Genomic DNA, 12,932 nt, shown 5'->3' on the forward strand with positions numbered 1-12,932 from the left:
AAAGACGATTTTTTAGCTTTTAGATAGCTTTTAACGGCGACTCATTTTAGGCAGGGACACCAGCATGACGACTCATTCAATCCATAATATTGGCAACCAAACTACTACGCATATTATTGGCTATCCACGTATTGAAGAAAAACGTGAATTGAAATTTGCTTGAAACTGCGCTGAAGAAAATTCCATTGGACCGTTTATGGGTCAACCCAGCTAAATTAAGCTGGCTTTTTACTTTCCTAATTTGGTATCTCAATTTGTTACACAAAGCACATTGAAATAGGCATCGGGTGATTGCTTTCGCTTAGTAATTTGATTCTGTACTCGCGTGATGGTTTCATCTGAGTGTAGCCAAAACTGCGATTTAACTGCGTATCTCATAACTAAATCGGTATTAGAAAGTAAGGCGTTGTAATCACCTGCAGTGGCGATATGTGCTTTAGATTGCACACAAACATTCATGGCTTGTTGATAGTTAAAGCTGCCTAAGTTGGTTTGGTTATAACGAGTTACTTTACCTTGATAATCCCTACCATAAATAGGCAATAAAACCGTTTCACCTCTTAATGAAAAAATAGGCTTCATTATTGGCATTTCTTGTAGTGTAGCTGGTGGTACAGGTATGTCTTTCGTGACGGTTTTATTGGTCACTGCTGCTGTATTGGCAGAACCTTTTTTCATAATGTATTTTATAAAAGAATCTTTATAGCCAAGCTGTTTAAGTTGAGCTTTTGCTTGAATTGCATCTTCTAGCGTTAGTGGGCCAACCAACATACGGTATCCATAATTGAAGGTTTGCACCGCATTAGGATAGTGAGTTGCATTGTGGATCTTTGCTTTGTGGCTTAAATAGGCTTGGTATTTATCTGAATATAAATATTGAACGAAGTATAACGACACAGATTGTAAGCGTTGCGCTTCTGCGTTGTATGGGAATAGTTGGCAGTCAGCACCGATATTAAAATCATTGCTCACCAAGCTTGGGCTAATTTGGCAAGCCGAAACAGGAACAGAAAAAAGAAAGAATAAGAATATAAAAATTTTAATCATTATCGGCACTGAGTTCCTAGTCGCTGCCAAAGACACCACGTAAATTACAGCAGTAGCCATAATCTACGTGGTGTTATACCAAAGCCATTTGAAGTAATAACGAAATGGTTCAAGGTGTAGCACTATATAGTGAGTAGCTTAATTAACCCAATCACGTAGTGTGTAGGTGAGAGTGTGCTCTTTGCTGGATAGTTTTAATGTTTCTTTAGTCAGATCGATATTACTCCAGGCTGATAATGTACTTGCTACAATACGTTCAGTTTTCATCGCATCTCCTGGGCATAATTTCATTGTCATTCCCATTTTATTAATGCGAAATTGCCCTGTGTCTTTATTGATTTCTGCTTGACCATGGAACCCATTACAACCAGCATTACCATTAGATTGCATATTCTCACTGATTTCTAGATCTGGTACAGAACCCATAGCATTTTTTACAACTTCCTTGCCATCGATCTCACTTAAAACCCAGTGATGGTGTTGAAGATCCACTGGTTTTACAAAGTCAGTTTTGCTATTCGAAGAGCAGGCAGCCAATAAAATCGGTAGGCTAAGGCAAGTGATAAGCTTTTTCATAATATTCTCCAAACGGTGTAGGCTATATTTTATATAGTTAATATTGATATTACGGTGAGAGCATAACAGATAATGATATAAAACATTAGATTTAGTATGGTCAAAAGGTTCCAAGTTTTTTTCATTTCTATTGTAATATCATAGCAATGGCTGAATAAGAGTCATGGTTAATTATCCATTTCAATATTTAGTTAGGGAGAGCAGGTATGGAACAACTAGAATTCTTTTCTGTACCTAGCCCATGTGTTGGTGTGTGTACGGTGGATAATAAAGGTTACTGCCAAGGTTGCATGCGTAAACGTGAAGAGCGTTTTAATTGGCTTGCCTTCACACCCGCGCAACAACGCCATATCATCAAACTGTGTAAGCAACGTTATTATCGAAAACGTCTTGCACAGCGTGGAGAGATCCCGATTCAACAAATTGAAGAAGATGAACTACCGCCACAAGGGAGTTTGTTTTAAACAAGAAGAAAAACGGCGTGTATATTCAAATGAAATATCACGCCGTTCCTTTTTAACTTTCGAATTAACAGAGGTGGGTTACTGCTGAAAGCTTTGGGAGTCAAAGCCAAGCAACAGTAGGCAAGGCTTTGTCTTATTCAAAATCGCTTTTACACGTATCAATGGCCCCATACAAATCATCATGACTTAGGCGTTTCTTATCGAGTTTTTGTTTAGTTTCGGCTCCAAGTGCTTGAAGCTTTTTACGGTTATCTGCCGTTTGTCTTAAACCAGCATGCCTCAAACAGCTATTGAGCTCATGATCTTCACTAAAGTTAACGTACTTACTATCTAAAGATGCCATAAGAAACTCCTTCTTTGACGGGGTTGGGATAGAATTTTAAAACGCTAATTTGTATATCTTTTATGCAGTATAGAAGCTTTGTGAAAATCTGCTTGATTAGAATAAGAAATTTTATTTAGTGATGATGATGTCAATTCCTAAGCTTCAAAAACGGCGAAAGCCCGATGTTGGTAGCATCGGGCTTTCTATGTTTCTTGCTATTTCTAGCATGAGTCTCGAGTGGTAAATTCGATTCTCATTTTACCTTTATGCAAAAGGTGGATTCATCGAATCGTAAGATTGGTGATCTTAGATACGGATGAAGTCCATGTGCTCAACTTTTGGCTTGAACGCGTGACGTTGAACGTCTTGTGGCTTAACTTTTACTTCTTTGCCATCAACTACTAGAGTGATTGCTTCGTAAAACTCAGGCTTATCCATTTGGTTGATCACGTCAGAGTGAACCAATGCGATAGATACTGGCTCTGCTTCACCACCGTAGATGATTGCAGGGAATTGGCCAGATAGACGTAGGCGGCGGCTCGCACCCTTACCTAGTTCAGTACGTACTACTGCTTCAAATTTCATAGTATTTACTCTCAAATTAGTAAATTAAAAGATGTTTAACCACATAGCGACCTAGTGATTAAGCGTTGTTTCATGCGGTAAAAAAATTAAGGCACGAAACGAGCGCGGATACTAACATTCAAATAGGTTATGAGCAATACAAAAGCGAGCATTTAACACAATCAAATACTCTCTCTTAGCTCCACTTGAAAACCAAGATCTATGGTGGGTTGAGAGATAGGCTTTCCAGCTAAGCGTTGTAAGATTTGTTCTGCCGAGATTGAGCCTATTTGTTCTCGTGGGGTAATCACAGTCGCAAGGCGTGGCACCATGATGTTGGATAAATCATGCCCATGAAATCCGGCAATACCAATTTGTTCAGGGACTTTGATTCCAAGGCGTTGGCATTCATAAATTGCACCAACCGCCAGATCGTCATTGGTACAGAATATGCCATTTGCATCAGGGTATTCTTCAAGCATTTTGTGTAATAAATCTGCTCCCAATGTAAACGAAGAGGCGCTACTGGTTTGTAAGCTGATAGGCGCTAATCCGTGTTCTTTCATTGCATCTTCATAACCGGCGAGCTTTAACTTTGTCCGAGCGTCCAGCCGAGCAGCAAAATAAACGGTTTTGTCGTGCCCTTGTTCGAGCATGGCCAGTGTCATGGCTTTTGCGGCTGCGTGATTATCAAAACCGACCGATTGTTCAAATGTAGGTGACACCGTATCCATAATTTCGATGGTTGGAATACCTGCAGTTTGAAGCATTTTTCGGGTGCGTTCGGTATGATGATTTTCAGATAAAATGATCGCGTCGACATTGTAAGACAGTAGCATTTCGATATTTTGTTCTTCTAATAACGAACTATAACCATAGTGCGCCAGCATAATTTGATAACCAGCAGGCTCGGTCACTTTTTCAATACCGCGGATCACTTCGGCAAAAACTTGGTTGGTTAAAGAGGGTACTAATACCCCAATAGCGCGGCTTTTAGCGTTAGAAAGAATGTCGGGAGCACGATTGGGAATATACCCAAGTTCTTCAACCGCTAAGGTGATTTTTTGACGTAAAGCAAAAGAAACGTTATCTGGGTTTCTTAAGCATCGGCTAACCGTCATTTTGGTGACGCCAACCAAATTGGCAATATCTTGTAGTGTTGGACGTTTGTTTTTCGTTGCCATACTGGTCATCACTGAAAGTTATTGAAAATGGAATATAAAAAATAAAGAAAGATCATGCAAAGTGATCTTTCATACATTTACTTTTTGATTTCGGTTCTTGGGTGGTGACTCCATTCTACATGATACTTTTGCGACTCAGGTTGATCGATTCGAGAATAAGTGTGCGAACCAAAGTAATCTCGCTGGGCTTGCAAAAGATTAGCGGGAAGTGTGGCGCATCGCATGGAATCAAAATAACTGAGAGCTGACCCGATACCCGGAATGGCAACCCCATATAAGCTGGCATTGGCCACGCATCGACGCCAATTGAGCTGACGGCTTTTGATTTCATGGCCAAAATGTTGATCAAAAAGCAGGTTGTCTAATTGAGGATCGGCTTCAAACGCTTTGGTGATGCTTTGTAAGAATACCGCTCGAATAATACAGCCCGCTCGCCATCCTTTTGCGATTTCTGCAAAGTTAAGCTGCCAGTCTTGTTGTTCGGAAGTGGTTTTCATTAGGTCGAAGCCTTGTGCATACACACATAATTTTGCGCAGTATAAGGCGTCGTGTAGTTCTGCAATGGTGGTGCTGAGTGCTTCTGTCTTGTGTGTTTCGGTGATTACAGCGAGTTTTTGTTCACCCAATTGTCGACGTTCTTTCAAGCTACTTAGCGATCGAGCATAAACCGATTGAGCAATACTTGGGGCAGGGCAACCAACTTCAAGACTGTTGATGGCAGTCCAAACACCAGTGCCTTTTTGGCCTGCTTTATCTAAGATCATCTCAACCAGTGGTTGATCACTTTGAAAATCTTTTTGTTTTAAAATATCGGCGCTGATTTCCATTAAGTAGCTGTTTAGTACACCTTGATTCCACTCGCTGAAAATATCACCGATGTGTTCGGCTTTTAATCCAATCACTTGATGTAAGTATTGATACACTTCGCAAATTAACTGCATATCAGCGTATTCAATGCCGTTATGCACCATTTTGACATAATGACCGGAACCGCTTGGTCCGGTGAATGTTGCGCAAGCTTCACCATCTTGTAGTGGTTCGACAGGAAGGCCATGCTGATTAACTTTAGCGGCAATGGCATTCCACATTGGTTTGACATATTCCCACGCGTGTTCGTCACCACTTGCCATCAGCGCAGGGCCGAAACGTGCGCCTTGTTCACCACCAGAAACCGCGGTGCTGAAAAAGTTCAGCTTACCTTGATAATGTTTGTCTCGTGCGATGGTGTCGGTCCATAAGCTGTTTCCAGTATCAATCACAATATCTTGCGGATTTAACCCTGCATTGAGCAAATCGGTAATCACGCTATCGACGATATCACCGGCAGGAACCGACAGCGCGATCACTCGCGGTGAAGGTAGATGAGCCAATATTTGCTCTAAGGAATCACAAGCAACAAATTGCCCTTTACTGATGATCTGTGCTTCTTGTGTGGTTTGTTGAATATTGCTGCTGTTTAAATCGAACCCTGCGACATGAAAACCGTTATCGATTAAGTTCAGGGTTAAACTTTTGCCCATAACGCCAAGACCGATCATGGCAATATGACAATGTGGGGCAGTTGAGGTCGTTGTCATGTGAATTCCTTGCAATTATGAGTGTGTATTAAGTTGTTGGTGGATGGTGGTGATAACGCTTTCAATGGAAGGCGTAATATCCACGAATATGGCTTCGTTTTGATTGGGTTCAACCAAGGTGGCGAATTGGCTTTCTAACATGCTTTTACCATTGAACCAGTGATTGTCACGTTTCTGATGGCGATTCCAAATGGTGTCAAAGTCACCTTGTAAATACACAATGATCATCTCGTGATTATTACTTCTTAAGATGTCACGGTATTCGGGTTTTAATGCTGAGCAAGCAATGACGGCTTGATCGTTGTCGAGAAATAATTGGTTCAGTGTATGTAACCAACCAATGCGGTCTTGATCGGTGAGTGGTATGCCTTGGCGCATTTTGTCGACATTAGTTTGTGGGTGAAAATCGTCACCATCAAAAAAGGGAAAGCCGAGTTGTTGTGCTAATAAACTTCCAATATGGCTTTTACCACAGCCAGATACACCCATGACCAGTATCTTTTTAGCACTGGCGGTCTTTTCATGTTCCATAACGTTATGCCTTACCAAAAGCCCTACCATTGAATAGGGCGTCAATTGAAATCAATAAGCTTTATGCCAATCGTCGTTGTGACTGCGATTGGAACTATTGCCACCAAAGTGCAAGCTGAGGGAAAATAATCACAAGGGTTAATGCGACGATTTGTAAGCCAATGAAAGGCAGTAGCGAGGTGAATATTTCACCAAGGCTGATATCTTTTGGAGCGACTGATTTTAGATAAAATGCAGCAGGGCCAAAGGGTGGTGATAAGAACGATACTTGCATATTTAAACAGAACACCACACCAAACCAAATTGGATCAAAACCAAGGTTAATGATGATAGGGACAAAGATTGGCATGGTAAGTAAGGCAACCCCTACCCAGTCTAAGAACATGCCAAGAACGAGCAGAATAACCATCATAATCAGTAGTGTTCCCATAGGGTGACCGCCACTGAGAGCCAAAATAGTGTCTTCTACAAAATCAATTCCACCCATTAGGTTATACACACCCACTAAAGCGGTTGCGCCAATGCCTATCCAGATGATCATGCCGCAAGTACGCATGGTCGCGATGGCGCTTTCTTGCAACATTTTCCAATTCATTTCTTGACGAATAACGGCGCTGATCATAATACCGACAACACCAAGTGCTGACGCTTCAGTAACAGAAGCAATACCTGAATAGATACTGCCTAGTACGGTTGCGACCGACAGCAGAGGGAAGAAGAGCGCTTTAAAATAGTTAGGTTTGGTGCGGGCATCTTCTTCTAGCTCTTCTTGGCTTGGAAGAGGAGCAAGTGAAGGGTTTAAGAAGCAGCGAATTAAAACATAAGCAATGTATAACAAAGCAAGGATAAGCGCGGGTACGAAAGAGGCTTTGAATAAATCACCAATCGAGACACTGGCCGTTAAACCATAAATAATCAACACGATACTTGGCGGCAACATGGTGCCTAATGCACCACCCGCACATGTTGTACCGATAGCCAGTTTACGGTCGTAACCAAGGCGAAGCATTTGTGGAAGCGCTAAAATACCAAGCAATACAGTTTCGCCACCAATCACGCCAGACATAGAAGCAAGTAAAACGGCTACCAGTAGCGTTTGAACCGCCACACCGCCACGTACTTTTCTGCCGACAGATTTCATAGCATCAAATAAATCACGAGCAATCCCAGAGCGATCAAGTAAGGCTGCCATTAACACGAACATGGGCACGGCAAGGAAAATATAGCCGTCAACAAAGCTGTACATACGGCTTGTGACTAGGGGAAGGGCATCAACGCCAAACCACCCAAGGGTAAAAAATAAGGCGACGAAACCAGTTACAAACGCCAGTTGCATTCCGGTGAGTAGCAAGCCGATCATCATGAGAAGCATGAGCAAGCTGCCATAGCCAATGCCAATAGAAGATAAATCAAACATCTTTGTGATTCCTTAATCCTTTGATCTCATGGATGATGTGTAGAATGAATTGCACGAAAAGAACGCAGAAAACAATGAAAATCAGGGCTTTTAAAAGTGCAGGATAAGGTGGATTAAAATAGGAGCCTGAAGTTTCTAAACGGAAGTCTCCCCAAGGCGTAAACCAAGAGCTTTCTACCATGGTGAAAGATGCCCATGCCATCATGCTGGCAAAGGCAAGCCCAACAATATGGTGAAACATATTGAGATAACGACGTGTTCGTTGAGAAACTGCATCGTAGATCAACACTACGCGTACATGTTTGTCGGTGGCGAACGCATAGATGCCACCCACTACGAATAAGCTTCCCCCAATGAACGATGCCGTTTCATGAACCCAAGTGGTTGGCGCGTCAAATACATAGCGCATGAGCACTTCATAAAAAGAAATAAAGACGGTGAAAATGAACAATAAACTTAAAAAATGACTGATTTTAATAATGCAGGCATCCAGTTTGTTTTTTGGTGCATCTTCAACTTCTGGAGGCGTAGGGAGATCTTTCATAAAACAACCTATTTGAAACACAATCGATGAAAGGGCTGATTTAACAGCCCAATATTTGGTATTACAGTAAACCGTTAGCTTCTAGGTATTGGGTTACAGAGTCATAGACTTTTTGAGCATTTGGAGAACGTTCCGCAAAAACTTTCCATTGTGTTTTGGCAATTGCGCGGAATTTCTTACGCTCTTCATCATTCCAATTGTGAATCGTGATCTTTGGATCCGCTTCTGCTTTTGCGACGGCGGCTTGGTCGGCAATACGCAGTTCTGTCGTCATATCAATAGCAAAATCACGCACAGAAACCGTTAAGATTTCTTGTTGAGCTGGGGTCATTTTGTCCCATTTCTTCTGGCTGATAGAAATGTCGATCAAAGGCAAAGAGTGGAAGCCAGGTTGAACAGGGTGAGGTGCGATATCATTCATGCCGGCTTTTTGATTGGTTGAGAATACCGTGTAATCTGCCGCATCAATAACGCCTTTACTTAAACCGGTAAACACTTCTGAACCCGGTAAGTTCACAGGCGTTGCACCAGCGGCGGCAAACACTTGTTGAACCAAACCTTCTGGTGCACGAATTTTCAACCCTTTTAGATCGGCTACACCATCCAGTGGTACTTTCGATACTAAAGATTCAACCCCTGTGGTTGAACCACCGATGAACTTCACACCGTAAGGTTTATAAAGTTCGGTCATTAGCTCATAGCCACCGCCGTAATTAATGTATTGCAGTAATTGACCTGTATTTGACCAAGCACCAACCATGTTACCGATTAAGCCGAAAGCCGGATCTTTACCTGAAAAGTATTCGGTTGCGGTGACTTGACCATCTAAAATTCCTTGTCGAATGGCATCCAGCGTTTCGGTGTTTTTGACCACACTTCCCGCAGGCAGTAAGGAGATTTTAATTTGACCGTCGGTCATGGTTTCAACACGTTCAGCCCATTTTTGTTGAACTTGAAAGTTTTTATCCCCTGAAGGATCAGAAGATTGAATTTTGAGGTTAAAGTCTGCGGCTAAAACAGAAGTGGAAAATATTCCAGCAAAAGCGGCAGTCAGCAGGGTAAGGTTAAATTTCATGCGATGTCCTTTTTAGTTGCACGTTGGTTGCACAGTAAGTGCGTAGAGTTCCGATCTTATTAGAGTTATGTTACCGGTAACTTGTGGTGATTATGTTACCGGTAACTATAGGTGCAAGCTATTAAGTTGATCACAAAATAGAACTTATGAATAAAAGGGCATGATAAGTAAAAAGAGAGTGATTAGGTGCGAATAAATCTAAGTGAGTAGAGGTAAGTAAACCGTCGTGTAAATGAACGTTTGGGTAAAATAAACAAAACGGTATGCCGATGTAATGTGAATAGTTTCTGTTATCCACAACGCAAGTTAATTTAATTCATCAGGAAAAATTTTGTCGCGCACTTTCCAAAATCGACCTGATTTTCTCGCAATCACAAATAGAGGAAGCCGAAAGCGATGTTGGTGATTGACGACTTTGGTTGGCGAGCTTTCTTCAAACGGATTGTGCTTGTCTGCAAGGTGAGGACGTACGAATTGCTCGGCAAAGTTTTGCTTTTGTTTTTTTGTCGTTAAAGACCAAAATTCATGGACTAAAGCATGGGGATTATCATCATTGGTTTCACCGGAGTAGGTGATCTTCAATTGCGACTTTCCATCTTGGGTTTTGTGAACAGCAAGCTGCATGTCTTTGCATTCAAACACCAAGGCATCTTTTAAATTTAGGGCATCACGCAGTTTTTTATAGGATCCACTAAGGTGGCGTCGCATTGGTGGCAAATACGCGCCGCAATGTCGTTGTCTGCACCGCATTCCGAGCAATATTTAGCCTTAAAGCGATAACCGCAATGTTCACGTTCGCCAGTTGGCTTGTCGTTTTCATCCGTGACTTCAAAATAGCCTTGGCAGCGGCGTCCGTAATGCTCAATTAAAATATCATTATTATCTAACTTTCCCCAAAAGGTGTTATTAAAGCCACACGCAGGGCACGGTACTGTGACGCTGTCACTATTTGGATCAGGTTTAACTTCACCGATTTCGGGTTGGTAGAGATCGTAATTGTTACCGGCGTAATCGAGAACCAAACATTCATTTTTATTCGGAGCTAAACGCAAGCCTCGTCCAATAATTTGTTGATACAAACTTACCGATTCTGTTGGGCGTAAGATGGCAATCAAATCAACGTGAGGGGCATCAAAGCCGGTGGTTAATACTGAAACATTAACGAGATATTTTATCTGCTTATGTTTAAACGCATTAATGATGCGATCACGTTCAAATTGATGAGTATCACCAATCACTAAGGCCGATTGGTGTCCGGGTAATAAAGTGAGGATCTCTTGGGCGTGACGTACGGTGGCAGCAAAAATCATGATGCCTTGTTTATCTTTCGATAGCTCAATGATTTGCGCTACGATTTGTGGGGTAGCGCGTTTGGATTGCTCGATGACGAGATCTAATTCCGACTCTTTATAGCGACCGGCAAGCGCCGGTTTTAAATGAGAGAAGTCGTAGCTTAATACGGGAGCATCGATCAGGTTCGCTGGGGTGAGAAACCCTTCATCGAGTAGATATTGAATGGGTAATTCAAAAATACAATCGCGGAAAAAACGAGGATCTTGAGAGCGTACTTGGCCGCTTTTTCCTCGTACTTGGTACTGATAAATCCAGCCCATTCCTAAGCGATAAGGCGTGGCGGTTAAGCCCAAAATTTTGATGCCAGGGTTGACGCTTTGCAGGTGAGAAATCACTTTGCGATAACTGCTTTTCGGGTTGTCGGGTACGCGGTGGCATTCGTCGATCACCAGTAAAGAAAATTGATTCGCAAAGGCATCAAGGTTACGTACAACCGATTGTACCGAAGCGAAGACGACTTGTTCTTCGGTTTCTTTGCGCCCTAATCCTGCTGAAAAAATCGAACCTTTTAATGGACGATCTTCTGTGGAATAGCTTTCATATTTCGCATGGTTTTGTTCAACCAACTCTTTGACGTGGGTAAGCATTAATACGCGGCCTTTAGCAAGACGCGCTAGCTCTGCGATCACTAGGCTTTTACCTGCGCCAGTGGGTAAGACTATGATGGCAGGCTCGCTGTTACTGCGAAAGTAATGAATAACGGCTTTTACAGAGTCAGCTTGGTAAGGGCGAAGTTTGAACATGATAAATAAACGGATGACGAAGAAAATGAGAGAATAATCGGCTTGAGTGGGAAATACTAGTTACGTTTTGTGAATTTCGGGCACTTCGTTTCTCGGCTTTGTTGTAATTGATTCGAAAATAGAAAACCCACCGCGATGGGTGGGTTTTTGATAGGGCGTTTTAAGTCAAACTTAGAATGCGTAGTTTAACTGCACCGACCCGATGTAAGCAGGGCCTGACGAGTCGAACGTTAGCCCTGATTCTTCAAAGCTACCAGATTTTCCATCAATGTAAGCAAAACCAGCATCAAGAGATAGATCTTCTGTCCATAGGTAAGTCATACCAGCGGTATACCAGTAACGGTCTGTATCTGGGATACTTAATGTTGCTTGACCAGCTTGTTCATCATAAGCAAAACCTGCACGCAGGATTACACTATCCGTTGGTTGATATGTCGTACCAATAGACCAACGTTGATTATCTTCATATTTTTCTTGTTTAGAGAAACAAGTTCCAGATCCGTAAGGGTTGGTTGGCGCAGCACATGAGGAGCCTTTAGCGGTTAATTCTGAGAACTTACTATAGTTGGTCCACTGCCAACTATAGTGAACAGCCCATTGGTTATTTAGCTGATGGAAACCCGAGATGATTGCGATGTCTGGAAGTTCAATATCTAGATCTGCGTCTGTCGTGCCACCACCATTGATGATACCTACGCCATCGGTAAAGTCGCCATCTTCAAATTTTAGCTTTACAGCTGACTTATATGAAACAGAGAAACGGTTGTTCTTATTCAGTTCATATAATGCACCGATATTCCAACCATACCCAAAGGTGTCACCTTCCATTTTAATTAAAGTATCGGTAGGGTTTCCTGGTAAACCAGCTCCGCCCATGGTTGAAGGTAAAACTGCGGCGCCTTTAGTTCTTTTGAGTTCAGCTTGTGCATAGACAATATCAAAGCCTGCACCAATGCTGAATTGTTCATTAATACGATAGGCGATATTTGGGTTTAATTTAAAAGTGGTTAAAGAGGTGTAACCCGCAGAGCTGCCCGCTAAAAAATCATCAGGATAGTCGGTTGAAACACCATAATCAGTGTACATACCAACACCCCAAGCCCATTTATCATTAATAGGATTCACATAGTAAATGGCTGGAACAAGGTGAGAAGGCGCAACATCATCCGCCGAACTTGACATGCCGGGTATACTTGGCGCCCCTTGAGTTTCAACATCAATTTCAGGCTCAATCCAGGAAAGCGCACCAGAAAATTGTTTTTTATCGAAAAGCATCATTGATGCGGCGTTGGCTGACATTTCACTTGCGTTGTCACCGACGGCACCAGCACCAGAGAATGCTCGCCCTAGACCTGATGCAGAATGTTCTACCACTTGGAACCCGGCAGCGTGTACTTGAGAAGCAAGTGCAATTGAAATTGCTAAAAATGAATATTGTGTTTTTTTCATGGTGATTCCTTACACATTATTTATATTTCTAATCGTGCACCGGAAATATTCCCGAATGCTTGTTAATAGTTTTATTACCTAAT

General features: G+C 42.1%; 12 protein-coding genes and 1 pseudogene. 1 reads left to right on the forward strand and 12 read right to left on the reverse strand.

All coding sequences use genetic code 11. From position 1 onward, the window contains the following. Positions 1 to 249: 249 nt before the first annotated feature. Both A1QC_RS05170 and A1QC_RS05175 read right to left on the reverse strand, forming a co-directional pair. The gene (locus A1QC_RS05170) at positions 250 to 1,047 is read right to left on the reverse strand and encodes an SPOR domain-containing protein (protein WP_017024004.1); all 798 of its coding nucleotides are present in this window, start codon (positions 1,045 to 1,047) and stop codon (positions 250 to 252) included. Between the two features lie 138 nt (positions 1,048 to 1,185). Then, positions 1,186 to 1,623: an META domain-containing protein gene (locus tag A1QC_RS05175; protein ID WP_017024005.1), complete on the reverse strand. Its 438-nt coding sequence runs from the start codon at positions 1,621 to 1,623 to the stop codon at positions 1,186 to 1,188. Positions 1,624 to 1,829: 206 nt separating this feature from the next. On the opposite strand from A1QC_RS05175, the gene A1QC_RS05180 reads away from it, so the two are divergent. Beyond that, complete coding sequence (locus A1QC_RS05180; protein ID WP_017024006.1) at positions 1,830 to 2,087, forward strand: DUF1289 domain-containing protein; 258 nt, start codon at positions 1,830 to 1,832, stop codon at positions 2,085 to 2,087. 133 nt (positions 2,088 to 2,220) lie between these two features. Here the strand turns inward: A1QC_RS05180 and A1QC_RS05185 are convergent, their stop codons facing one another. From A1QC_RS05185 to A1QC_RS05230, 10 genes and pseudogenes are all read right to left on the reverse strand, one after another. Further along, on the reverse strand, positions 2,221 to 2,430 hold the full coding sequence (locus A1QC_RS05185; RefSeq protein ID WP_017024007.1) for a hypothetical protein: 210 nt from the start codon (positions 2,428 to 2,430) through the stop codon (positions 2,221 to 2,223). A gap of 288 nt (positions 2,431 to 2,718) precedes the next feature. After that, on the reverse strand, positions 2,719 to 2,997 hold the full coding sequence (gene rplY, locus A1QC_RS05190; RefSeq protein WP_017024008.1) for a 50S ribosomal protein L25: 279 nt from the start codon (positions 2,995 to 2,997) through the stop codon (positions 2,719 to 2,721). A 161-nt stretch (positions 2,998 to 3,158) separates the two neighbouring features. Continuing rightward, positions 3,159 to 4,160: a gluconate operon transcriptional repressor GntR gene (gene gntR, locus A1QC_RS05195; RefSeq protein WP_017024009.1), complete on the reverse strand. Its 1,002-nt coding sequence runs from the start codon at positions 4,158 to 4,160 to the stop codon at positions 3,159 to 3,161. A gap of 77 nt (positions 4,161 to 4,237) precedes the next feature. After that, positions 4,238 to 5,737, reverse strand: a complete 1,500-nt coding sequence (gene gndA / locus A1QC_RS05200) for an NADP-dependent phosphogluconate dehydrogenase (protein ID WP_017024010.1) — start codon at positions 5,735 to 5,737, stop codon at positions 4,238 to 4,240. A gap of 15 nt (positions 5,738 to 5,752) precedes the next feature. Further along, entirely contained in the window at positions 5,753 to 6,268 is a 516-nt protein-coding gene (locus A1QC_RS05205; RefSeq protein ID WP_017024011.1) for a gluconokinase, read from the reverse strand. A 94-nt stretch (positions 6,269 to 6,362) separates the two neighbouring features. Continuing rightward, on the reverse strand, positions 6,363 to 7,685 hold the full coding sequence (locus A1QC_RS05210; RefSeq protein WP_017024012.1) for a TRAP transporter large permease: 1,323 nt from the start codon (positions 7,683 to 7,685) through the stop codon (positions 6,363 to 6,365). Then, entirely contained in the window at positions 7,678 to 8,229 is a 552-nt protein-coding gene (locus tag A1QC_RS05215) for a TRAP transporter small permease subunit (RefSeq protein WP_017024013.1), read from the reverse strand. Before A1QC_RS05215 ends, A1QC_RS05210 begins: the two co-directional genes overlap by 8 nt. Positions 8,230 to 8,290: 61 nt before the next feature. Then, positions 8,291 to 9,304, reverse strand: coding sequence for a TRAP transporter substrate-binding protein (locus A1QC_RS05220; RefSeq protein WP_017024014.1), 1,014 nt, complete (start codon positions 9,302 to 9,304; stop codon positions 8,291 to 8,293). 306 nt (positions 9,305 to 9,610) lie between these two features. Further along, a pseudogene (locus A1QC_RS05225) lies at positions 9,611 to 11,400 on the reverse strand (DEAD/DEAH box helicase family protein). Between the two features lie 171 nt (positions 11,401 to 11,571). After that, entirely contained in the window at positions 11,572 to 12,849 is a 1,278-nt protein-coding gene (locus tag A1QC_RS05230; RefSeq protein ID WP_017024016.1) for an outer membrane protein transport protein, read from the reverse strand. Between the last annotated feature and the right edge of the window lie 83 nt (positions 12,850 to 12,932).

This window comes from Vibrio rumoiensis 1S-45, from assembly GCF_000286955.2.
GTDB lineage: Bacteria > Pseudomonadota > Gammaproteobacteria > Enterobacterales > Vibrionaceae > Vibrio > Vibrio rumoiensis_A.